This is a genomic window from Shewanella algidipiscicola (assembly GCF_900380485.1).
GTDB classification, from domain to species: Bacteria; Pseudomonadota; Gammaproteobacteria; order Enterobacterales; family Shewanellaceae; genus Shewanella; species Shewanella algidipiscicola.
The window spans coordinates 111,435-134,297 of sequence record NZ_OXJV01000021.1 but is presented as its reverse complement, the minus strand read 5'-3'; the positions used below and the strand labels follow the sequence as shown (position 1 = coordinate 134,297).

The window sequence follows — 22,863 nt, the reverse complement described above, 5'->3', positions numbered from 1 at the left end:
GTTAAAGACTTAGGCTAAGATTATCACTTACAACCTCAGCATCTCTTTGACAAACGGGATAGTCAATTTACGTTGATGAACTAACGACGCTTTATCTAATCTATCAAGCACATCAAATAAGGTACGTAAATCACGAGCTAGGCGGTTCAGTAAAAAACGACCGACATCTTCAGGCAACTGTAAACCACGCATCGCCGCTCGGCGTTGTAATGCCGCTAGCTTTTCATCATCAGCCATTGGCTGAACTTGGTAAGTCAAGCCCCACTGCATTCTAGAGATTAAATCGGGTAACACAAAGCCGCTATCGACGGCAGAGGCACTGGCACTGACCACCAATTTGCAATTTTTCTGCTCGGCTACACGGTTATACAGATCAAATAGACTCTCTTCCCATAAAGGGTGGCCGGCTATTGCATCAATATCGTCAATACAGACAAGGTCAACCTGCTCTAATCCTTCTAACAATTCGGTTGAGATACTGGCATGGATCCCCAGTGGCAAATAGAAACTGTTGCGATTAAGTTCATTAGCACGGGCACAAGTCGCATGCATCAAATGGGTACGACCCGATTTTACCGGCCCCCATAGATAAACGGCCTTCTCCGCACTTCCATCAGCACAGTCTTGTAAACTTTGAATTAATTGATCGTTTCCGGCCGCAGGATAATAACTGTTAAACGTTTCATCATCAGGCAAATAAACGGGTAACGACAACTGTAATGGGGAATGGGATGCCACTAATTAAATCTCGATATCATTTGTTTGGTAAAAGAAAGGTTCCAAACATAATGGAACCCAGCTTACATTAATGACCAAGCCAAATATAGTTAATGGTCTCACTCTGTGATGGTGCTAACGGATCAGCACCGCCTACTGGCATAGGCGTTAACACAGACTGCGGTTTAATTCTTGATTCTAAACTGAGTAGACGGATAAGATCTTCTTTAGTACCAAATAGCGCTAAAGTAAACTGGGCTGCCCCGCCTTGTAAACGTGTTAACGAAACCTGTTTTACCGCACTGAGTTGAGTAAGATAGTTTTCAATATCAACCAGCTGTTTACGTTCAGTAATATCGATAAAAGTAAGTTGAGTACTGAGTGCTGCACCGCTGTCGGCAACCGCGTACTGGCTCACATAGTATTCGCTTATCGTTAAAAACATCTGATTAAGAGCACTATCAATATCGGCAACCACTCCCGCGTCTTGTACCAATGGATTAAACAAAACACCGCTTTGAGTGCTTGGATACAATACCATCGAGTAATGAAATTGATTGTCTGCGGTAGGTTCAATCGAACTCATTATAAAATAATCAGTATTATAACGAGCAGATGCGTTAGCGACTGCATCGACAAATAAGCCTCGCACATCGCTGATGCTGACATTCATCGCATCATCAAGATCCATCATTGGCAACAAAACCGGCAGTCCACGAGCCTGAGCTAACTCATCGATATACGCTCGATTCTCTGACGTTGATGAGTCATTCAAAATGGCGCGTTGACCGTCTTGCTGCAAGCTTAACCAGATGAGAGTGAGTGGACGCTGGCTTCCCCATACAGGCAACTGAGCATCACGAAGTAATTGGATTATTTTCTGATGATCGAAAGTCGCATGTAAATATTGCTGACCGTCGGTTTCTTGATACCCAAACTGACGAATAAGTGCGGTAGGATTATTAAGTGCAGCAACAATACTCGGCGCTGATAAGGCACTTTTATTGCCAGTATTTTTAAGGATCACATTGTGTAATGCTTGTGTTAGGGCATTATTTTTCGTTTTCGTGGTACGGTCTGCTACCTTGACAATACTCATATCAAGTTCAGTCACTTCTGCCGCAACGGCCATATGTGCAACCATCAAGATGATGGTGGTAAACAAACCATAGGTAAGACGCTTAAACATCTATATCAATACTTTAACCAAATACAATGGCTGCAGTGTAACACAGTTTGTGCGGTTCTTGCCTGCATCCCCCCTAACCCGAGGTGATTTTTTATTAATTTTTTTTAACCCAAAGCAAAATAATGTGACCGTAACTAATGCAAATGAAATGACTAAACGTTAAAATCGTTCGGTTTACCTAAAAAAAGAGAATGAAAATGAATCGTTTAGCAATTCCATTACAAGGCGCCCAGATGTTATTTGTCGCCTTCGGTGCACTGGTATTAATGCCGCTATTAACTGGCCTTGATACTAATGTCGCTTTATTTACAGCAGGCTTGGGCACCCTGTTGTTTCAACTCGTCACCCGACGACAAATCCCTATCTTCCTCGCTTCCTCTTTCGCTTTTATTGCGCCTATTCTTTATGGCGTACAAACGTGGGGGATCCCATCGACCATGGGCGGACTCATGGCGGCCGGTTGTGTTTACTTGATTCTGGCAAGTCTTGTCAAAGTACGTGGTGATGGTTTTATCAAGCGTTTATTGCCGCCAGTGGTCGTTGGGCCGGTCATCATTGTGATTGGCCTAGGATTGGCCCCTGTTGCGGTCAATATGGCTTTAGGTAAAAGCGGCGATGGTAGCCTAGTTTTGGTTGATGGCAGCGTAGCATTGATGATCTCGTTAGCATCGTTACTGTCTACCATCGCGGTAGCCATATTTGCCAAAGGCGTTGCCAAATTAATGCCGATTTTAGCTGGTATCATTGTGGGTTATTCTCTCAGTTTAACCATGGGTATTGTTGATTTCACCCCAGTACACAACGCCAACTGGTTTGCTATCCCAAGCTTCGTTGCCCCCGAGTTTAACTGGCACGCCATCGCCTTTATGATCCCTGTGGCAATCGCCCCCGCGGTTGAACATATCGGAGATATTTTAGCGATTTCAAACGTTACTGGTAAAGATTACATGAAAAAGCCCGGCCTACATCGCACCTTAAGTGGTGACGGCATTGCCACCATCGCAGCATCTGCACTTGGTGGTCCACCAAATACGACATATTCAGAGGTCACGGGGGCAGTAACGCTTACCAAAAGTTTTAACCCCCGCATCATGACATGGACTGCCATCACCGCAATCACCTTAGCTTTTGTGGGTAAACTGGGAGCACTGATGCAAACGATCCCCATTCCAGTGATGGGTGGTATTATGTGTTTATTATTTGGTTCTATTGCAGCAGTTGGGCTTAACTCGCTTATCAAAAATCAGATCGACATGGGCGAGCCGAGAAACTTGTGCATCGTAGGCGTTACTTTGGTCTTTGGTATTGGTGGCATGGCCTTTGGTATTGGTTCATTTAGCCTAACCGGTATTAGCCTATGTGGTATTGTCGCCATTACCATGAACTTATTACTGCCAGCAACTAAACCAGAAGCAGCGCTTACCGAGTAACACATCTACTAGACTAAAATTAAACATAAAAAAAGCCCTTCAATCGAAGGGCTTTTTTTATTTAGTAGATGCCTAAGTTAACTATGATTGACTTAACGTCATATATCGCGTTTTAGCTAACAGCACTCGAGTAATGAGCAGACTTATGCGTCTTGGGCAGGATATTTTGCCGCAGTTTCATTAATTAAAGTTTGCAACTCACCTTTTTGATACATTTCAGTCAAAATATCACAGCCACCGATAAGTTCGCCTTCAACCCATAACTGCGGGAAAGTAGGCCAATTCGCATACTTTGGCAGTTCTGCGCGGATATCGGGATGCTGTAAAATATCAACGTACGCAAATTGTGCACCGCAATTAATCATAAGCTGTGCCACCTGAGATGAAAATCCACAGCTAGGTAACTTAGGTGAACCTTTCATGTAAACGATGATTGGGTTTTCAGCAATCTGCTGTTTGATTTTTTCTACAGTTTCATTTGTTTGCATCTTCTTTCCTAAATATTGCAGCAAAGCTACTTAAACAATTTTGCCTATTGTACGTCAGGATGACTAAGAACAAAAACCTACTTTTACCAAGGTTATTGCATAGAATAATTTAACGATTGAATTAATCGGTAAAATCAGCCAAACAATGATTCACATCACAATTTTATCAGGTAGAATGGCTAGCTGTGAGCAAACAGAAAAAGACAATTGAATGTCAATGGAGAAAAAACATGGCTTTTGAATTACCAGCACTTCCTTATGCAAAAGACGCATTAGAGCCCCATATTTCCCAAGAAACGATTGAATACCATTATGGCAAGCATCACAACACTTATGTTGTGAAGCTAAACGGCCTAATTGAAGGTACTGAACTTGCCGAGAAAAGCCTAGAAGAGATCATCAAGACCTCTACTGGTGGTATTTTCAATAATGCGGCTCAAGTTTGGAACCACACTTTCTATTGGAACTGCCTATCGCCAAATGGCGGCGGCGCTGCCACAGGTGATATCGCAGCTGCTATAGATTCAACCTTCGGCTCTTTCGATGCATTCAAAGCACAATTTACTGATTCTGCAGTGAACAACTTTGGTAGTGCATGGACTTGGTTAGTTAAAAAAGCTGATGGCTCTTTAGCTATTGTCAATACCAGCAATGCAGCGACACCATTAACAGAAGATGGTGTAACACCATTACTGACTGTTGATGTGTGGGAACACGCTTATTATATCGATTACCGTAATGTGCGCCCTGACTATCTTGCTCATTTCTGGGAACTTGTGAACTGGGAATTTGTTAATAGTAACTTTGCTGCTTAATCAATAGTGTCACAATAAAAAGGAGCCTTAATGGCTCCTTTTTTGTTTTTAATCTAAGGACTTTTAAACAAATCATCGTCAGCCACATATGCAACAATTGCATTTGCAATTTTTTGTTATTGTTTTCATTATACTTTTTGCTACCCAACTCACATTTCCCGTCTATCATTAGGAGTAGGTAACTGAAAGTTCAGTTGCCCCTTAAGATTTATTGCTGGCTTCAGGGGGTGGAAAATGGGCATATTCGAGCATTATCAACAGCGCTATGAAAAGAAATTAGATGAAGAATATTCGCTACAAGAATTTTTAGCCATTTGCAAAGACGATCGTATTGCGTATGCATCGGCAGCCGAACGCCTGCTTATTGCAATCGGTGAGCCTGAGGTTATCGATACCTCAAAAGATTCAATTTTAAGCCGTATCTTTTCCAACCGTTTAATCTCCCGCTATCCTGCGTTTAAAGATTTTTTCGGTATGGAGGAGGCGATAGAACAGATAGTGGCCTATCTAAAACACTCGGCACAAGGTCTTGAAGAATCTAAACAGATCTTATATTTACTTGGGCCTGTAGGTGGTGGTAAATCATCCCTAGCAGAAAAGCTCAAATCATTAATGCAGCATGTACCTATTTACGTACTCAGTGCTAATGGAGTGCGTAGCCCAGTCAATGACCACCCATTTTGCTTATTCAACCCTGATGAAGATGCCGAGCTGCTCAAGAGCGAATATGACATTCCGGGGCGCTACCTCAAAACCATTATGTCGCCATGGGCCGTCAAGCGCCTCCATGAATTCGGCGGTGATATCTCACAATTTAAGGTGGTTAAAGTCTATCCTAACATTTTAGATCAGCTGGCCATTGCCAAAACAGAACCCGGCGATGAGAACAATCAGGATATCTCCTCACTCGTGGGTAAAGTCGATATTCGCCAACTCGAACATTTTGCCCAACACGATGCCGATGCTTACTCCTACTCGGGTGCACTGTGTCGAGCCAATCAAGGGTTAATGGAGTTCGTTGAGATGTTTAAAGCCCCTATAAAGGTGCTACATCCACTACTAACCGCCACTCAGGAAGGTAACTACAATGGTACTGAAGGGCTTTCAGCCCTGCCCTTCAACGGTATCATTTTAGCGCACTCTAACGAGTCAGAATGGACCACCTTTAGAAACAATAAAACTAACGAAGCGTTTTTAGACCGCGTCTATATTGTTAAAGTCCCCTACTGTCTGCGTGTGTCTGAAGAGATTCAAATCTATAAAAAATTGCTATTCAACTCTGAGTTATCACAAGCCCCATGTGCTCCCTATACTTTGGAGCTACTGGCCCAATTTAGCGTATTGTCTCGCATTAAAACACCTGATAACTCATCGATATACTCAAAAATGAGAGTCTATGATGGTGAGAGCTTAAAGGATACAGATCCCAAAGCTAAATCTTACCAGGAATACCGTGATTACGCTGGTGTCGATGAGGGTATGCAAGGGTTATCGACTCGCTTCGCCTTTAAGATTCTCTCTAAAGTATTTAACTTCGATCACAGTGAAATTGCCGCCAATCCGGTGCACCTATTTTATGTGCTAGAGCGACAAATTGAACAAGAGCAATTTCCTAACGATACCGCCGAGCGATACTTAGAGTTTTTAAAAGGTTACTTAACCCCTAAATATGTTGAATTTATTGGTAAAGAAATTCAAACAGCCTACTTAGAATCCTATTCAGAATATGGCCAGAATATTTTCGACCGTTACGTCACCTATGCAGATTTTTGGATCCAAGATCAAGAATATAGAGACCCAGAAACTGGGCAACTGTTTGACCGAGCCGCCCTTAATGCTGAGCTCGAAAAGATTGAGAAACCAGCGGGGATCAGTAATCCAAAAGATTTTCGCAATGAGATTGTTAATTTTGTATTACGAGCCAGAGCTAACAATGAAGGCTCTAACCCACTATGGACCAGCTATGAAAAGCTGCGCACTGTTATTGAAAAGAAAATGTTCTCCAATACTGAAGATCTATTACCGGTTATCTCTTTTAATGCCAAAACTTCGACCGATGATCAGCGTAAACACGATGATTTTGTCAATCGAATGATGGAGAAAGGCTATACCAAGAAGCAAGTAAGACTGTTATCAGAATGGTATCTGCGCGTGCGTAAATCATCTTGATAATATTAGGTGGGGAGATCTCTCCCCACGCGTTGTTTGGAGGTGCGCATGGCTAATTTTATTGACAGACGATTAAATGCTAAGGGAAAAAGCACAGTCAATCGGCAACGATTTATCAATCGTTATAAACAACAAATTAAAAAAGCGGTCAGCGATGCGGTGACTAGGCGCAGTGTTACCGATGTAGACAAAGGTGAAAAAATTGCTATCCCTACCCGTGATATTAGCGAGCCCACTTTTCATCAAGGCCGTGGTGGCGTTAAAGAGCGAGTCCACCCGGGTAACGATCAATTTGCTCGAGGAGATAAAATTGAACGCCCGCCCAAAGGACAAGGTCAAGGCGGCGGACAAGGTGATGCATCTGACTCTGGGGAAGGACAAGATGATTTTGTATTTCAAATATCTAAAGATGAATATTTAGAGTTGTTGTTTGAAGATCTTGAACTGCCGAACTTACAAAATAATCGCCTCAATAAACTGGTAGAATACCAAACCTATCGTGCGGGCTTCACTAATGATGGCGTGCCTGCCAATATCAATATAGTGCGTTCACTGCGCTCCTCATTGGCACGGCGCATTGCCATGTCATCATCAAAAAAAGCCCTATTAACCGAACTTCAAGCAGAGCTAGAAGCGTTGGAGCAAACACCGGGTTCTGAAGCTGAAAAGATCATTAGCTTACAGCAGCAGATAGCCGAATTAGAGGCAAAAATTGCCCGAGTGCCGTTTATCGATACCTTCGATTTACGCTTCAACAACTATGCAAAACGTGAAGTACCCTCAAGTCAGGCGGTGATGTTTTGTTTAATGGACGTATCAGGCTCTATGGACCAAGCCACCAAGGATATGGCAAAGCGTTTCTACATTTTACTCTACCTGTTTCTCACTCGAACTTATAAAAACCTAGACGTAGTCTATATTCGGCACCACACCCAAGCCAAAGAGGTAGACGAGCATGAATTTTTTTATTCACAAGAAACTGGAGGTACTATAGTGTCCAGTGCACTTAAATTAATGCACGACATTCAACAACAACGTTATCCTGAAAATGAATGGAACATCTATGCTGCTCAAGCATCGGATGGCGACAATTGGGCCGATGATTCACCAGCCTGTCGTCATATATTAGAAAAAAAACTACTCCCCGTTGTGCGCTACTTCAGCTACATCGAAATTACCAATCGCGCCCACCAAACTTTATGGCGTGAGTATGAAGCGTTGCAAACAACCCACGATAATATTGCAGTTCAGCACATTAGACAAGCTGAAGATATCTACCCAGTGTTTAGAGAACTGTTTAAGAAACAAGCGGTTTAAGGGGGCGATTATGAATTCAAAACGCAGCAAGAGATTAGATGATGGCCCCGATTGGACATTCGATTTGTTGCAATCGTATCTAACGGAAATCGAACGGGTCGCGGCTCATTATCGACTCGACACCTACCCTAACCAAATTGAAGTGATCACCGCCGAACAGATGATGGATGCCTACGCTGGTATCGGCATGCCTATCGGTTATACTCACTGGTCATTTGGTAAAAAATTTATCGAAACTGAACAAGGTTACAAACGTGGACAAATGGGATTGGCGTATGAAATCGTTATCAATTCCGATCCCTGTATCGCTTATTTAATGGAAGAAAACACTATCACCATGCAAGCCTTAGTGATGGCCCATGCTAATTTTGGCCATAACAGCTTCTTCAAAGGTAACTATCTGTTTAAAACCTGGACCGATGCCAGTTCCATCATAGATTATTTAGTTTTTGCAAAGAATTATATCCGTGAATGTGAAGAGCGTTACGGCACCGAGCAGGTTGAGCTCATCATCGACTCCTGCCATGCCTTGATGAACTATGGCGTTGATCGCTATAAACGACCTAGCGAGATCTCATTAAAAGAAGAAAAGGTTCGCCAAAAAGAACGTGAGGAATACCTACAAAGCCAAGTCAATGACTTATGGCGAACCATTCCATTAATGCCCGCCGCTGACAAAACGCAATCAGACAATCATTTCCCCGCCGAGCCTCAAGAAAACATTCTCTATTTCATTGAGAAAAATGCCCCCTTGCTAGAGTCTTGGCAGCGTGAGATTGTGCGTATCGTCAGAAAAATGAGTCAATATTTTTATCCACAGAAACAAACCCAAGTCATGAATGAAGGCTGGGCAACCTTCTGGCACTACACCATTTTGAATCACCTCTATGACGACAATCTCGTCAGCGATCGCTTTATGATGGAGTTTTTAAAAAACCACACCAACGTTATCGCGCAGCCCAGTTATAACAGTCCTTATTACAGCGGCATCAATCCTTATGCGCTGGGTTTTAATATGTTTGTGGATATACGGCGTATATGTGAGTCACCAACCGAAGAAGATAAACGTTGGTTCCCTGAAATAGCGGGGAGTAATTGGCTCGATACCCTACACTTTGCAATGCAAAACTTTAAAGATGAAAGTTTTATCAGTCAGTACCTATCACCAAATATCATTCGCCAATTTAAACTGTTTAGTATTCTCGATAACGACCAAAAAAACTACCTTAATGTCTCAGCCATTCATGATGACCAAGGCTACCATGACATCCGACAAATGTTGTCACAGCAATATAACTTGTCCAATATTGAACCCAATATTCAGGTACAAAATGTCGCGATATCAGGCGATCGTTCCTTAGTGCTAAGGTACATTCCCATCAACCGAATTCCTTTGGATGATAGCTGTAAAGAGGTCGTTAAACATCTACACCGATTATGGGGATTTTCAGTGACATTAGAGGAACTAACAGAACAAGGTGACACAAGGATCATCGTAACTTGCCCTGACAAACAGGCAGAGTTAGATCAAATATAAGCAATTTCAGCCATAAAAAAAGCGCCAAATTGGCGCTTTTTCTTATTCAATCTCACATTAAGCGAAAGTGAAATCCACGTGCTCGATAAGAGGCTTAAACGCGTGACGTTGCATAGCTTGAACACGAACCTTAACTTCTTTACCATCTAAAACGATAGTGATGTCAGAAGTATAGAAATCAGCATTTGCTTGAATGTTGATGATATCTTTGTGTTCGAATTCAATAGAAACAGGTTCTTTACCCGCACCATAGATAACAGCAGGAACTTTACCAGCATGACGTAGGCGGCGGCTCGAACCTTTCCCTATTTCAGTACGGGCTTGTGCGGTAATTGCGTAAGACATAATTTACTCACTTAATATAATAAAGTTTTAGGTGATCATCGCTTTCGACCAACGATGACCTCATTTAAAGCGAGCGAATACTAGCATACCCCAGACTACGACACAAACACTTGTTAAGCCCCTTGGTATTACCAAGTTCTTACCGGTCCAGTATCCACATGTACAAAACCAGAATTAGGGTAAAAGCCCACACCACCTAACTTTAAAGACACCGCAGCATCACGCAAATCTTTCAAGTTAACATCGGGAACCGCAATATCCATTGCCATTCCCTTCATGTGGTAACTCTTCTTTGCTACACCATTACTCTTTTGCGCGAGCATGTGATTAGTTTTCGGTGAACGATAACCTGAAATGACATGATATTCATGCTGATCATCAATATTTAACGTCTGTTTAAGCAAATAAAGTAGATCGAATAATCGCTTATCCATTGGAGCCACTTCATTTTGCCTATGATCACGCAAAATATGATTAAAATCTGTGAGAGTATTATCCTGATAACTCCCATCAATCCAATAGCTTCCTTGCCCCTTTTCCCCTGTATGTCTGTTATAAAAGCTCAAGCTACGTACGCCTTTAGTGGAACGACTCGCTTTTACTTTAGGAGACACCATCGAAAACATTGCTACACCACCTAGGCCTAACAACAACTGCCTACGTGAAGGACACACTATTGACATTAATACCACCGTTCGTTATTTACACAAAAACAGCGCACAAATTAAACGATTTCAATGGTGAGATCAAGCTAATGTTTTGCCACAGCCCTTTATTCATCAGGGTTTGGGGAGTTATAGGCCTGTAGTTCCGCAATGATATTTTGATTTTTCTTATATATATCATCTCTAAACTGGGCAATATTGTGCTCATCAAGCCAAGAGGTCCAATAAACAAGATGAACAGGTAATTTATCATCGAAGGCGAACCATTGCGTTTTTGTTCGCTCAATTTGCATGTCAACCCAGGTCTGTTTATCACGCACTAGGTTCGATGCTATCCAGTTAGCCAACTGTTCGACTTTTTCAACGCGAATACAACCTGAAGATAACGCCCTATCGCTGCGCGCAAAAAGGGCTTTATCCTGAGTATCATGTAAATAGACGCTGTATTGATTTGGAAAATACAACTTATAGCGACCTAAGGTGTTATTAACACCTGGCTTTTGCACTAAACGATAAGGGAAATGCCCTCTAGCAAGATCTCGCCACTCTTCATCGCTTTTTACCACTAATTCCTCAGAATAATTAAACGCTTCAAAATTATGTTGATTAATATAGCCACCATCTTGGCGAACTTTAGGCAGTAGATCGTATTTAAGTAAACGCCTTGGCACTCGCCAGCTGGGATTGATAACTAAATTGCTTATCTCCCCCTGTATAACAGGTGTAGGCCGATAAGGCTTACCCACAATCACCTTAGAGTGCAGCACGGTTTGATTATCATCTACCAAAACTAAGTCATAAGCCGGAATATTGATCAGTAGATACCGCTTACCTATCTTGCTCATATATTTTGCGCGATTAACAAAATTGACTGCCAGCAACCTAGCACGATTTATCGGTGTTACATTGAGCCATCGCAGCGTTGCAGGCCCAATAATGGCATCGGGATTGAGCCCATGACGCTCTTGGAAAGTTAATATTGCGCGGCGTAAATTGTCATCGTAAACGTCGTTGGATTGATAAGACTCAGAATGATTGACCGGCGTGGATGGTGTTGATGTTGATGTTGATGTTGGTGCAGAACTTAACAAACCACGGTATTCTGACCCCACCTTACCTGTCTGTGTATTTTGACTTTCCTTACCTTCACTCATGTCTTGCATGGCATGGTCTTGGGTAACATTGCCCTTATCGATATCTTGCTCATCATAATCACCTAACCATCTTAGACGATCAACAATGGCACTAATATCAGGGTGACTATCACCAGGCTTTAACCACCCATTGGGTTCTATCCTTGTCCAGGGCTGCACCTTCGCTAACCACAACAGATAGCGAATACGGTTGTTTACAGGCAAAAAACCTTCAACATTTGGCTCAAGCGCTAACACGGCGGTATAGGGATCGTCATCATTAACCAAATAGGGGGCGATAGCGGTGATGCCATTATGCTGCCAAAATTGCGCGACTGAATCTTTTACCTGATAAAAATCATCAACAGATAAAGGTTGATTTGCCGTTAATATCCGCTGGTATCGCAAGAAGCGGTCATTCGACTCAATTAGAGAGATCAACTGCACTTGCTGTAACAACGCTGAAGTTGCGGCTTCCATTCTGGTCTCAGAGACAGCTGTAGACATCCCCCACAGCAAGACAATTACCGTAACTATACTTCGCATCATAATCCCTCCTCGAGTAATTATGGCGCAAATGCACGCGAGTAATGGCACACATAAAGACAGATTTTGTATAAGCTAACCGTTTATCCAAACTAAATCGCTAAATAACCTGATACTGAAATAAAGTTGACCAACATAGTTTCTCGATATCTTAACCCATTAGCATCATTAGCATCAGTATTTTACTATCTGCTTCACTGTGTGATTATGATGCTATAGGGTGTGGACGGAGACTAAAGACGATTTAATTAGCTTGAGCATAATAATCGATTAAGGTTTGCGGACAAGCTCACAGGCAATGGCAGATCTGAGACATATCAATAAACAACAGAAACAAAAAGGCCTCAACTTAGTTGAGGCCTTTTTGTCATCTTAAGATGGTACCCGTGGCCAGACTTGAACTGGCACGCTTATTCAGCGAGGGATTTTAAATCCCTTGTGTCTACCGATTCCACCACACGGGCAATGTGTGCGTTTTATCGCTATTGCGCTAAAACTTAAAGTGGAGGCGCGACCCGGAGTCGAACCGAGATCGACGGATTTGCAATCCGCAGCATAGCCATTCTGCCATCGCGCCAAATTGAATGCCCAATTTACGGTGTAAATTGGAGCGACATATCGGGTTCGAACCGATGACCTATACCTTGGCAAGGTATCGCTCTACCAACTGAGCTAATGTCGCATCATTCTTTGCTACATTTATTTTCAAACTTAATTTAAATCTTGTTCAACTTAAGTTTAATTAACAATGTTGCTTTGTTATCTAGGTTAAGCTTTAGTTGCTTCCCCTTGACTTCGGAATCGAATTCTACCGATTTTAGTTCCAGTGTCAACGCACTATTTTACAATTTGATGTCGTTTGCACACTAAGTGATCGCATTGCGTTCTAATTGTTCGATTCGTCGGTTAAATCGCCCCAGGCCGCCATAATATAGCTAACCATGGACCAAAATGTCAGAATCGCAGCGACATAAAACAGCGCAATGGCGGTATAAGTCAAAAAGTCATTCGGACGCCAGATCAAACCGACAATGGCCACCATCTGGGCCGCGGTTTTGTACTTACCAATCCATGACACGGCAACCGAGCCCCGCTTACCAATTTCGGCCATCCATTCTCGCAACGCAGAAATCACAATTTCACGGCCAATCATAAAGAGTGCCGGTAAGGTTAACCAAATATGGTTATATTCCGCCACCAACATCACTAAAGCAGTGGTCACCATGATCTTATCGGCAACGGGATCGAGAAAAGCGCCAAACCGGGTCGATTGTTGCAATTTTCTGGCAGCATAACCATCCAGCGCATCTGTGACGGCAGCTAACCAGAACACAAAAGCAGCCGCAAAGGGCGACCAGCTATAAGGAACATAAAAAAGAACTACAAAAACAGGCAGTAAAACTAGCCTGAACAGCGTAAGTGCTATCGGTACATTAAACGGCATGACGAAACCAATTATCTAAAAGCAGCGCCAATCTTGCCTTAATTTTGTTACCCTCGCAATGCATCATGTATTGTTTGCGCCATTTCTAAGCTAATACCTGGGACTTTTGTTAATTCAGCCACACTTGCGCCTTTCACTTGCTGAAGTCCCCCTAAATATTGCAATAAGGCCTTACGCCGTTTGGGTCCAACGCCAGCAATAGACTCGAGTGTTGAAGTGTTACGTGTTTTTTGGCGTTTGTTTCTATGGCCTGTGATCGCAAACCTATGTGACTCATCACGAATATGCTGGATCAAATGCAGTGCTCCCGAGTCAGCAGGCAGATGAAACGCTAGCTCATTTTCACCATAAATAAGGGTCTCTAAACCGGGCTTACGCCCTTCCCCTTTGGCAATGCCAATCAATGTCGGAGCAATATCTAACTGAGCAAATTTCTCATCGACGACGTGCTGGGCGATTCTGAGCTGGCCAATACCGCCATCAATAAATAAAATATCGGGAATTTTGCCATTAGCATCGATTTTATCGAACCGTCGACTAATTGCTTGCTTCATTGCCGCATAATCATCACCAGGAGTGATCCCCTTGATATTATAGCGGCGATACTCTGACTTATTGGGCCCTTCACGATTAAACACCACACAAGAGGCCACCGTACTCTCCCCCATGGTGTGGCTTATATCGAAGCATTCCATACGACGGATCGGATTCGACAGTTCTAATGCCTCTTCGAGTAACAAGAATCGCTGCTCTATGGTATTTTGCTGAGATAACCGCGTTTCAACCGCATTTTTTGCATTGGTATCGGCAATGCGCAAGAAACTGGCCCGCTCACTGCGCACCTTGGTCTTAATCGTCACGCTTTTAGCGAGCGCTTGTTCAATCGCTTGCTCCAACTCATGGATATCATCAAAGTCATGGCTAACGATGATCTCTTTTGGCAACGTGCGTTGACTGTCGAAATTAAGATAAAACTGCAGCATAAAGGCGCGTAGAACCTCATCGAGTTCGGTCTTATCTGGTACGGCGGGATAGTAACTGCGACTCCCAAAAATTTTACCGCCGCGAATAAACAATAAATGAAAACAAGCAACGCCAGAGGCAAAGTAGACCCCAATAACGTCCATATCTCCGCTGCCGCCCGACACCTCTTGTTGCTCGACAACCCGGCGCAGTGCACTTATCTGATCACGAAAACGCGCAGCAGCCTCATAATTAAGTGCTTGTGCCGCTTGTTCCATCTTACCTACCAGCGTTCCCATTACCTGCTGATCTCGCCCGCGTAAAAATAGGGTGGCAAGTTTAACCTGCTCTTGGTAATCCTCATCGGATACTTTACCGACACAAGGGGCGCTGCAACGGCCAATTTGATACTGCAAACAGGGGCGGGACCGCGCCTTATAGTAGATATCGTCACATTGACGGATAGGAAATAACTTTTGCATCAAATGTAAGCTTTCTCTAACGGCGCCGCCATTAGGATATGGACCAAAATACTGGCCTCTCTCACGTTGAGGCCCACGATGATAGGCTAAACGAGGATGCTGATGCTGACTGAGAAAAATATAGGGATAAGATTTGTCATCTCGCAGCAACACATTGTATTTTGGCATGTACTGCTTGATGTAATCATTTTCGAGAATCAGCGCATCCGTTTCGCTGTGCGTCAGCGTAACGTCAATATCATGAATGTGCGAAACTAAGGCTTCGGTTTTGACATTGTTTAAATTTTTACGGAAATAGGAGCTAAGGCGTTTCTTAAGATCTTTAGCCTTTCCCACGTAAATAACGGTCCCCTGAGCATCATACATACGATAGACACCAGGGGATGAGGAGACGGTCTTGAGAAAACGGGTCGAATCAAATGCAGAGATAGTCATACCTAAACGCTTGTTGGGCTGGAGTAATTAAAACTGGCCTGTATCCAACATCTTATAACGAATGGCTAAGCGGGTTAGTTCAACATCGCCATTGATCCCCAACTTATCAAACAGGCGATAGCGGTAGCTGTTGACGGTTTTAGGACTTAAATTGAGTTGCTCAGAAATATCACTGACCTTCTCACCATTGGTGATCATCATCATGATCTGCAGTTCACGCTCAGATAAGCTTTTAAACGGGTTATCGTCCGTTTGGTTAAATTGACTCAAAGCCATCTGCTGAGCAATTTCGGGCGATAGATAACGCTGACCATGAGCCACTTGACGAATCGCTTGGATCACCTCTGGTGGCGTAGCGCCTTTAGTTAAATAGCCAGAAGCCCCAGCTTGCATCACTTTGGTGGGAAACGGATCTTCGGTATGAATAGTCAGCACAATAATTTTGGCATGGGATTGATAACGTAGGATCTTACGGGTCGCTTCGAGCCCGCCAATCCCCGGCATATTCATGTCCATCAAGATCACATCGGCTTCGTTATTACGACTCCACTGCACAGCAGACTCGCCATCACCTGCTTCACCCACCACCTTAATGCCACGCTCATCTTCGAGAATACGACGAATGCCAGTTCTTACCAATTCATGATCATCAACCAAATATACAGATATCAACTTAAAATCTACCTTGTATAGCTAACACTAAACCGACATTGGTTTACGTACGATAACACCATGTAATTTATCCCAATTCACTTTAATAAGAAAGGATAAAATGAATACATCTAAGCCAATGAATTATAAGTAATCTATTTCAGTTATTTACCGTTCAAAAAATTAGCAAACCGCCAGTTACAAGCTAACGGTTGACTAACTAAAAACGACATTGCACTTGGCTCATAACGACTCCATCTGGGTCGGTACGAGCCAATGGCTTCACAAGTCAATCGCTTAAGCTACACCATGACAATTAAGATATTCGCACACCCCATTTCAAAGTATGGCCTGCATAATGGGCTGTGTTATGCGATAGTATCGGCCGGAATATACACCCAACCTTGCATTAATACCCGAGCACTACGACTCATACTCACTTTTTCCACCTGCCACTCACCCGCTTGTTGCGTGGCACTCGCACCCACTTTTAGCGTGCCCGATGGATGACCAAAACGCACACTCGTGCGCGCCTGACCACCCGCTGCCAAATTCACTAAAGTACCGGGGATTGCCGCCGCAGTACCAATAGCCACTGCCGCGGTACCCATCATGGCATGGTGTAATTTACCCATAGACAGCGCACGAACTAACAGATCCACATCATGTATCGTCACCGTCTTACCACTCGATACGCTATGCTCTTGTGGCGGCGCGACAAAGGCGACCTTAGGGGTATGCTGACGAGTCTTAGCCTCATCAATCGATTGGATAAGCCCCATTTTTAAGGCGCCATATGCCCGAATGAGTTCAAACTTAGCCAACGCCGCAACATCACCATTAATCGCCTCTTGCAGCTCGGTGCCATCGTAGCCTAGATCCTGGGCATTTAAGAAAATAGTCGGAATACCGGCATTAATGAGGGTTACGGTAAAACACCCGACGCCCGGCACATCAAGCTCATCAACCACATTTCCCGTGGGCAACATGGCGCCCGCTTCATCGGCGGGATCGACAAACTCAACTAACACCTCAGCAGCTGGAAAAGTCACACCGTCGAGTTCAAAATCGCCCAACTCAAGTACTTCACCATCGCACATAGGCACATGCGCTATAATGGTTTTATGGATATTGGCCTGCCAAATACGCACCACTGCTATGCCATTTGCGGGGATCTTGTCTGGGTCAACTAAGCCTTGGGTAATAGCAAAAGCCCCCACCGCAGCCGTTAAGTTACCGCAATTCCCGCTCCAGTCGATAAAGGGGTTATCGATTGCCACTTGGCCAAAAAGATAGTCAACATCATGCTCTGGTTGACCGCTTTTAGCCAAAATCACGGTTTTACTGGTACTCGAAGTGGCTCCGCCCATGCCATCGGTATGTTTACCATAAGGATCTGGACTGCCGATCACCCGTAATAATAGTGCATCGCGCGCCGCGCCGGGCACTTGCGCCGCTTCAGGCAGATCGTTTAAAGCAAAAAACACCCCTTTACTGGTGCCGCCACGCATATAGGTCGCGGCAATTTTCATCTGTTTCATGGACATTCCTGTAATCGCGTTGGCGACGACATCAAACGCTAGTATGTCATCGCCAACTGAGGTCATTTAGGCCTTTTTAGCCTCGAGAAAATCTTGAGCAAAACGCTGTAATACGCCACCGGCTTGATAAACTAACACCTCATCGGCAGTGTCTAATCGACATGTCACAGGCACCTCGATGCGCTCGCCATTTTGACGATGAATCACTAAGGTTAACTGGGCTCTGGGGGTCGGCTCACCGACAACATCGAAGGTTTCACTGCCATCAATACCATAGGTTTTACGACTCTCGCCGGGCTTAAATTCGAGCGGTAATACCCCCATACCCACGAGGTTAGTACGGTGGATCCGTTCAAAACCTTCGGCTACAATCGCTTCAACGCCAGCCAGTCGAACACCTTTGGCGGCCCAGTCTCGTGATGAGCCTTGACCATAATCGCCGCCCGCCACAATAATCAAGGGCTGCTTGCGCTCCATGTAGGTTTCAATCGCTTCCCACATACGCGTCACTTTGCCCTCGGGTTCGATACGAGTCAGTGAGCCTTGCTGTACTTCGCCGTTGACCACGGCCATCTCATTAATGAGTTTGGGATTAGCAAACGTGGCTCGCTGCGCCGTAAGGTGATCGCCGCGGTGGGTGGCGTAGGAGTTAAAGTCCACCTCAGGCAAGCCCATTTTAGTTAAGTATTCCCCGGCGGCACTGCTGGCTAAAATGGCGTTGGATGGCGATAGGTGGTCGGTTGTGATGTTGTCGCCCAGCACCGCCAGTGGACGCATACCTTTGAGGCTACGCTCCCCTGCTAACGCCCCTTCCCAGTAAGGTGGACGACGAATATAGGTGCTTTGCACACGCCAATCATACAGTGGGCTAACTTGCTCACCATAATCCACGGCTATATCAAACATCGGCGTGTAGATCTCTCTAAACTGCTCGGGTTTGACGCTGGCTTTCACAATGGCATCGATCTCGTCATCAGTTGGCCAGATATCTTTAAGGCGCACGGGCTCGCCTGATTGATCAACCCCGAGGGTATCCTGTTCAATATCGAATCGAATCGTGCCTGCAATCGCATATGCCACCACCAGCGGCGGCGACGCCAAAAAGGCCTGCTTAGCATAGGGGTGGATGCGGCCATCGAAGTTACGGTTGCCCGACAATACCGCGGTGGCATATAAGTCTCTGTCGATCACTTCTTGCTGAATAACAGGGTCTAATGCCCCGCTCATGCCATTACAAGTGGTGCAGGCAAAGCCGACGATGCCAAAACCCAATTGCTCAAGTTCTGGTAATAAGTTGGCATCTTTAAGATAAAGCTCTGCCACTTTAGAGCCCGGTGCAAAGGAGGATTTCACCCAAGGTTTGCGTGTTAAGCCCAATTCATTGGCTTTTTTCGCTAATAAGCCTGCCGCAATCACGTTACGTGGGTTACTGGTGTTGGTGCAACTGGTGATGGCGGCAATGATCACCGCGCCATCAGGCATCAAGCCTGCTTCATTTTCGACGGTACCAGAGATCCCTTTTGCGGCAAGGTCACTGGTTGCCACGCGCCGATGCGGGTTTGACGGCCCGGCGATATTTCGCACCACACTGGAGAGATCGAAGCTCAGCACACGCTCATACTCGGCGCCTTGCATGCCATCGGCCCAAAGTCCCGTGTGCTTGGCGTAATTTTCGACCAGCTTCACTTGCTCGCTATCACGGCCGGTGATCGTCAGATAATCGATGGTCTGCTCGTCGATATAAAACATGCCGGCAGAGGCGCCAAATTCGGGCGTCATGTTAGAGATGGTCGCGCGATCGCCTAAGGTTAAATTGGCCGCGCCTTCACCGAAAAACTCTAAATAGGCGGAAACCACCTTTTGCTCACGTAAAAACTCGGTTAATGCCAGTACTATATCGGTTGCGGTAATACCACTTTGGCGCTTACCGGTTAACTCGACACCAATAATATCGGGTAGGCGCATATAAGATGGACGGCCAAGCATCACGTTTTCAGCTTCCAGTCCGCCCACACCTATGGCGATAACCCCTAGTGCATCGACGTGTGGAGTGTGACTGTCGGTGCCCACTAAGGTGTCAGGAAAAGCCACACCGTCGCGCGTTTGGATAACCGGCGACATTTTTTCTAGGTTGATTTGATGCATGATGCCGTTACCGGGCTGAATCACATCCACGTTTTTAAAGGCTTTTTTGGTCCAGTTGATAAAGTGAAATCTGTCTTCATTCCGGCGATCTTCAATGGCCCGGTTTTTGGCAAACGCATCTTTATCGAAACCGGCATGCTCGACGGCAAGCGAATGGTCGACAATTAATTGTGTCGGTACCACAGGGTTGACCTCGGCAGGATCGCCGCCTTTTTCGGCGATGGCATCGCGAAGCCCTGCCAAATCGACCAGTGCGGTTTGCCCCAGAATGTCGTGACACACGACCCGAGCAGGATACCAAGGAAAATCAAGATCGCGCTTGCGCTCAATAAGTTGAGATAGCGCATCGTTAAGCATGGCGGGATCACATCGTCTCACCAAGTTTTCGGCAAGCACTTTAGCGGTGTACGGCAGTTTATCGTAGGCGCCAGGGCTTAACGCCTCAACGGCACTGCGAGTGTCAAAATAGTCAAACGATGTTCCGGGAAAGGGTTTACGGTGTGTTGTATTCATAACGTCATCCACTGATTTTACGTGCACGCCATGTCGATACTCACCTTGATGGCCCAATGACATAGGTTAAGGCGATGTCGTCTATTGGCATACAGCGCAGCATAACGACCGAAATACTGCGCTAAAAATGAAGTAGCAAGCGGCGATAAGCCAAGCTCACAGAGCCACTTATCGCCATAATGTTTAACCTTAATTGCTTAAATTATCGCTCGCCGATAGGCACTACTTTACGCGGCTCGGCACCGACATAGTCGGCGCTTGGGCGAATAATGCGATTATTAGCGCGCTGCTCCATCACGTGCGCCGCCCAGCCAGTTAAGCGTGAACAGACAAATATTGGGGTGAATAACTTGGTCGGGATCCCCATAAAATGATACGCCGATGCATGGAAAAAATCGGCATTACAAAATAGCTTCTTGGTGTCCCACATAAACTCTTCACATGCCACCGAAATATCGTACAGCGAAGTATCGCCAAACTCATGGGCTAACTTTTCAGACCACGCTTTGATGATCACGTTGCGAGGATCAGAGGTGCGATAAATCGCATGGCCAAACCCCATGATTTTCTCTTTGCGCTCTAGCATGCCAGCCATCTTAATTTTCGCATCTTCTGGTGAGCTAAATTGTTGGATCATCTCCATCGCCGCTTCATTAGCCCCGCCATGCAGTGGACCGCGCAGCGAGCCAATAGCGCCAGTAATACAGGAGAACATGTCAGACAAGGTTGAGGCACAAACGCGGGCGGTAAAGGTCGATGCATTAAACTCATGCTCAGCATATAAAATCAGTGATACATCCATTACGCGGCGATGCTGCTCCGATGGTGCCTTACCATTAAGCAGCTTAAGAAAATGGCCCGCGAGTGAGTCTTCATCGGTTGTGCACTCAATATCGACGCCATCATGGCTGTAGCGATACCAGTAACACATAATCGCAGGAAACGCCGCCAGTAAACGATTGGCTGCATTATATTGCTGGGTAAAATCGACTTCTGGTTCAAGATTGCCCAAAAATGAGCACCCAGTGCGCATCACATCCATCGGGTGGGCGTCACGAGGAATTCGCTGCAATACCTCTTTTAATGCCTGCGGCAGGTCACGCAGTGACATTAGCTCATTTTTATAACCATCGAGCTGTGCGGCAGTGGGCAGTTCGCCATTAAATAGCAGGTAAGCCACCTCTTCAAACGTGGCATTCTCAGCCAGATCCGCCACATCATAACCACAGTAGGTCAAGCCAGAGCCAGATTTACCCACTGTACATAACGCTGTTTCACCAGCACTTTGGCCACGCAGACCTGCACCACTTAACTTTTTATCAACCATAATGTGTTCCTTTTTGGAATCTAAATTATTTATTCGCCAAGCAGCACGCTTGGCGCGTAGGGTTTTATACTGTCCTTAATTGAGCAACCTCTCAGCGATTAGCCGTGCAGCTCAAGCCACACTATTTATTTTTACCTTCGGCAAATAAGCTATCTAACTTTTGTTCGTAATCGTGATAACCCAGATAATCATAAAGCGCCATACGCGTTTGCATCGTATCGAGTACCGCCTTTTGATCGCCATCGCGTAAAATCGCGGTGTAGACATTTTCTGCCGCTTTGTTCATTGCTCTAAAGGCACTTAACGGGTAGAGCACCATGTCGACACCCCACTCACTAAGCTGGGCTTTGTTCCATAATTCCGTTTGACCAAACTCGGTAATGTTCGCTAATAATGGCGCATCGATGGCACTGGCAAATGCGCGATAATGGGCTTCGGTTTGCACCGCTTCGGCAAAAATACCGTCGGCGCCAGCGGCAATATAGGCCTTAGCACGTGCAATCGCCGCCTCTAACCCTTCTTGAGCAAACGCATCGGTGCGAGCCATGATAAAAAAGTCGGGATCGGTGCGCGCATCGACTGCCGCCTTAATGCGGTCAACCATCTCTTCGGTCGAGACAATCTCTTTGTTGGGGCGATGACCACAGCGCTTTTGCGCCACTTGATCTTCCATATGTACCGCTGCTGCACCGGCCTTTTCCATATCGCGAATCGTTTTAGCAATATTAAATGCCCCGCCCCAGCCAGTATCGATATCCACCAGTAAGGGCAAGGCGCAAGCTGAGGTGATGCGCTGCACATCAACCAGTACATCATTGAGCGATGTCATGCCTAAATCTGGCAAACCATAAGAGGCGTTAGCCACGCCACCACCAGAGAGGTAAATGGCTTGATGGCCAATTTGCTCTGCCATCATCGCGGAATAGGCGTTTATTGTGCCTACAATTTGCAGTGGCTTATTTTTTGCCAGTGCCTCACGGAACTTCTTTCCTGCGCTCATGCTTAATTCCT

18 protein-coding genes and 3 tRNA genes are annotated in these 22,863 nt (G+C 45.1%); 5 read left to right on the top strand and 16 right to left on the bottom strand.

The features are described from left to right. Nucleotides 1-27: 27 nt before the first annotated feature. Together hda and DN599_RS17860 are read right to left on the bottom strand one after the other, a co-directional pair. Nucleotides 28-738 (bottom strand): DnaA inactivator Hda, encoded by a 711-nt coding sequence (gene hda / locus DN599_RS17865; protein WP_110458946.1) that lies wholly within the window; start codon nucleotides 736-738, stop codon nucleotides 28-30. Nucleotides 739-805: 67 nt separating this feature from the next. Continuing rightward, entirely contained in the window at nucleotides 806-1,906 is a 1,101-nt protein-coding gene (locus DN599_RS17860; RefSeq protein WP_110458945.1) for a DUF2066 domain-containing protein, read from the bottom strand. 197 nt (nucleotides 1,907-2,103) lie between these two features. Here DN599_RS17860 and DN599_RS17855 point away from each other — a divergent pair, with 197 nt between their 5' ends. Beyond that, entirely contained in the window at nucleotides 2,104-3,336 is a 1,233-nt protein-coding gene (locus DN599_RS17855) for a uracil-xanthine permease family protein (protein WP_110458944.1), read from the top strand. A gap of 143 nt (nucleotides 3,337-3,479) precedes the next feature. Here DN599_RS17855 and DN599_RS17850 read toward each other — a convergent pair whose 3' ends face one another. After that, nucleotides 3,480-3,824, bottom strand: a complete 345-nt coding sequence (locus DN599_RS17850; protein WP_110458943.1) for a Grx4 family monothiol glutaredoxin — start codon at nucleotides 3,822-3,824, stop codon at nucleotides 3,480-3,482. Between the two features lie 230 nt (nucleotides 3,825-4,054). Here DN599_RS17850 and sodB point away from each other — a divergent pair, with 230 nt between their 5' ends. The 4 genes from sodB to DN599_RS17825 all read left to right on the top strand — a co-directional run bounded on the left by sodB (nucleotide 4,055) and on the right by DN599_RS17825 (nucleotide 9,662). Beyond that, the gene (sodB, locus tag DN599_RS17845) at nucleotides 4,055-4,639 is read left to right on the top strand and encodes a superoxide dismutase [Fe] (RefSeq protein WP_110458942.1); all 585 of its coding nucleotides are present in this window, start codon (nucleotides 4,055-4,057) and stop codon (nucleotides 4,637-4,639) included. A 234-nt stretch (nucleotides 4,640-4,873) separates the two neighbouring features. Further along, nucleotides 4,874-6,808, top strand: coding sequence for a PrkA family serine protein kinase (locus DN599_RS17835; RefSeq protein WP_110458940.1), 1,935 nt, complete (start codon nucleotides 4,874-4,876; stop codon nucleotides 6,806-6,808). Between the two features lie 48 nt (nucleotides 6,809-6,856). Then, nucleotides 6,857-8,125: a YeaH/YhbH family protein gene (locus DN599_RS17830; RefSeq protein ID WP_110458939.1), complete on the top strand. Its 1,269-nt coding sequence runs from the start codon at nucleotides 6,857-6,859 to the stop codon at nucleotides 8,123-8,125. Between the two features lie 10 nt (nucleotides 8,126-8,135). Continuing rightward, the gene (locus DN599_RS17825; protein WP_110458938.1) at nucleotides 8,136-9,662 is read left to right on the top strand and encodes a SpoVR family protein; all 1,527 of its coding nucleotides are present in this window, start codon (nucleotides 8,136-8,138) and stop codon (nucleotides 9,660-9,662) included. 57 nt (nucleotides 9,663-9,719) lie between these two features. On the opposite strand, the gene rplY is transcribed toward DN599_RS17825, so the two are convergent. The 13 genes from rplY to prpB all read right to left on the bottom strand — a co-directional run bounded on the left by rplY (nucleotide 9,720) and on the right by prpB (nucleotide 22,852). Beyond that, complete coding sequence (gene rplY, locus DN599_RS17820; RefSeq protein WP_110458937.1) at nucleotides 9,720-10,007, bottom strand: 50S ribosomal protein L25; 288 nt, start codon at nucleotides 10,005-10,007, stop codon at nucleotides 9,720-9,722. A gap of 128 nt (nucleotides 10,008-10,135) precedes the next feature. After that, the gene (gene mepK / locus DN599_RS17815; RefSeq protein ID WP_110458936.1) at nucleotides 10,136-10,690 is read right to left on the bottom strand and encodes a peptidoglycan L,D-endopeptidase MepK; all 555 of its coding nucleotides are present in this window, start codon (nucleotides 10,688-10,690) and stop codon (nucleotides 10,136-10,138) included. Between the two features lie 89 nt (nucleotides 10,691-10,779). Then, nucleotides 10,780-12,354: a L,D-transpeptidase family protein gene (locus tag DN599_RS17810; RefSeq protein ID WP_239473344.1), complete on the bottom strand. Its 1,575-nt coding sequence runs from the start codon at nucleotides 12,352-12,354 to the stop codon at nucleotides 10,780-10,782. A 375-nt stretch (nucleotides 12,355-12,729) separates the two neighbouring features. Next, a tRNA-Leu gene (locus tag DN599_RS17805) sits at nucleotides 12,730-12,815 on the bottom strand. Between the two features lie 39 nt (nucleotides 12,816-12,854). Continuing rightward, nucleotides 12,855-12,928: transfer RNA gene (locus DN599_RS17800), tRNA-Cys, on the bottom strand. Nucleotides 12,929-12,957: 29 nt separating this feature from the next. Then, nucleotides 12,958-13,033 (bottom strand) — tRNA-Gly (locus tag DN599_RS17795). Nucleotides 13,034-13,237: 204 nt separating this feature from the next. Then, complete coding sequence (gene pgsA / locus DN599_RS17790) at nucleotides 13,238-13,795, bottom strand: CDP-diacylglycerol--glycerol-3-phosphate 3-phosphatidyltransferase (protein WP_110458935.1); 558 nt, start codon at nucleotides 13,793-13,795, stop codon at nucleotides 13,238-13,240. Nucleotides 13,796-13,842: 47 nt separating this feature from the next. Beyond that, a complete protein-coding gene (uvrC, locus tag DN599_RS17785) occupies nucleotides 13,843-15,675 on the bottom strand; it encodes an excinuclease ABC subunit UvrC (RefSeq protein ID WP_110458934.1) in 1,833 nt (610 codons plus the stop codon). 27 nt (nucleotides 15,676-15,702) lie between these two features. After that, entirely contained in the window at nucleotides 15,703-16,347 is a 645-nt protein-coding gene (gene uvrY, locus DN599_RS17780; RefSeq protein WP_110458933.1) for a UvrY/SirA/GacA family response regulator transcription factor, read from the bottom strand. A gap of 347 nt (nucleotides 16,348-16,694) precedes the next feature. After that, nucleotides 16,695-17,873 carry a 2-methylaconitate cis-trans isomerase PrpF gene (gene prpF, locus DN599_RS17775; protein WP_110458988.1) on the bottom strand — a complete coding sequence of 393 codons (1,179 nt, stop codon included), beginning with the start codon at nucleotides 17,871-17,873 and terminating at the stop codon, nucleotides 16,695-16,697. Between the two features lie 60 nt (nucleotides 17,874-17,933). Beyond that, nucleotides 17,934-20,525, bottom strand: coding sequence for a Fe/S-dependent 2-methylisocitrate dehydratase AcnD (gene acnD / locus DN599_RS17770; protein WP_204165149.1), 2,592 nt, complete (start codon nucleotides 20,523-20,525; stop codon nucleotides 17,934-17,936). Between the two features lie 202 nt (nucleotides 20,526-20,727). Continuing rightward, the gene (gene prpC / locus DN599_RS17765) at nucleotides 20,728-21,852 is read right to left on the bottom strand and encodes a bifunctional 2-methylcitrate synthase/citrate synthase (RefSeq protein ID WP_110458932.1); all 1,125 of its coding nucleotides are present in this window, start codon (nucleotides 21,850-21,852) and stop codon (nucleotides 20,728-20,730) included. Between the two features lie 121 nt (nucleotides 21,853-21,973). Next, nucleotides 21,974-22,852 carry a methylisocitrate lyase gene (gene prpB, locus DN599_RS17760; protein ID WP_110458931.1) on the bottom strand — a complete coding sequence of 293 codons (879 nt, stop codon included), beginning with the start codon at nucleotides 22,850-22,852 and terminating at the stop codon, nucleotides 21,974-21,976. Between the last annotated feature and the right edge of the window lie 11 nt (nucleotides 22,853-22,863).

Excerpts from the sequence above, each read along its gene's own strand:
- DN599_RS17860 (WP_110458945.1), bottom strand. The coding sequence starts at position 1,906 with ATGTTTAAGCGTCTTACCTATGGTTTGTTTACCACCATCATCTTGATG.
- DN599_RS17855 (WP_110458944.1), top strand. The coding sequence starts at position 2,104 with ATGAATCGTTTAGCAATTCCATTACAAGGCGCCCAGATGTTATTTGTC.
- DN599_RS17850 (WP_110458943.1), bottom strand. The coding sequence starts at position 3,824 with ATGCAAACAAATGAAACTGTAGAAAAAATCAAACAGCAGATTGCTGAA.
- sodB (WP_110458942.1), top strand. The coding sequence starts at position 4,055 with ATGGCTTTTGAATTACCAGCACTTCCTTATGCAAAAGACGCATTAGAG.
- DN599_RS17835 (WP_110458940.1), top strand. The coding sequence starts at position 4,874 with ATGGGCATATTCGAGCATTATCAACAGCGCTATGAAAAGAAATTAGAT.
- DN599_RS17830 (WP_110458939.1), top strand. The coding sequence starts at position 6,857 with ATGGCTAATTTTATTGACAGACGATTAAATGCTAAGGGAAAAAGCACA.
- DN599_RS17825 (WP_110458938.1), top strand. The coding sequence starts at position 8,136 with ATGAATTCAAAACGCAGCAAGAGATTAGATGATGGCCCCGATTGGACA.
- rplY (WP_110458937.1), bottom strand. The coding sequence starts at position 10,007 with ATGTCTTACGCAATTACCGCACAAGCCCGTACTGAAATAGGGAAAGGT.
- mepK (WP_110458936.1), bottom strand. The coding sequence starts at position 10,690 with ATGTCAATAGTGTGTCCTTCACGTAGGCAGTTGTTGTTAGGCCTAGGT.
- DN599_RS17810 (WP_239473344.1), bottom strand. The coding sequence starts at position 12,354 with ATGATGCGAAGTATAGTTACGGTAATTGTCTTGCTGTGGGGGATGTCT.
- pgsA (WP_110458935.1), bottom strand. The coding sequence starts at position 13,795 with ATGCCGTTTAATGTACCGATAGCACTTACGCTGTTCAGGCTAGTTTTA.
- uvrC (WP_110458934.1), bottom strand. The coding sequence starts at position 15,675 with ATGACTATCTCTGCATTTGATTCGACCCGTTTTCTCAAGACCGTCTCC.
- prpF (WP_110458988.1), bottom strand. The coding sequence starts at position 17,873 with ATGTCCATGAAACAGATGAAAATTGCCGCGACCTATATGCGTGGCGGC.
- acnD (WP_204165149.1), bottom strand. The coding sequence starts at position 20,525 with ATGAATACAACACACCGTAAACCCTTTCCCGGAACATCGTTTGACTAT.
- prpC (WP_110458932.1), bottom strand. The coding sequence starts at position 21,852 with ATGGTTGATAAAAAGTTAAGTGGTGCAGGTCTGCGTGGCCAAAGTGCT.
- prpB (WP_110458931.1), bottom strand. The coding sequence starts at position 22,852 with ATGAGCGCAGGAAAGAAGTTCCGTGAGGCACTGGCAAAAAATAAGCCA.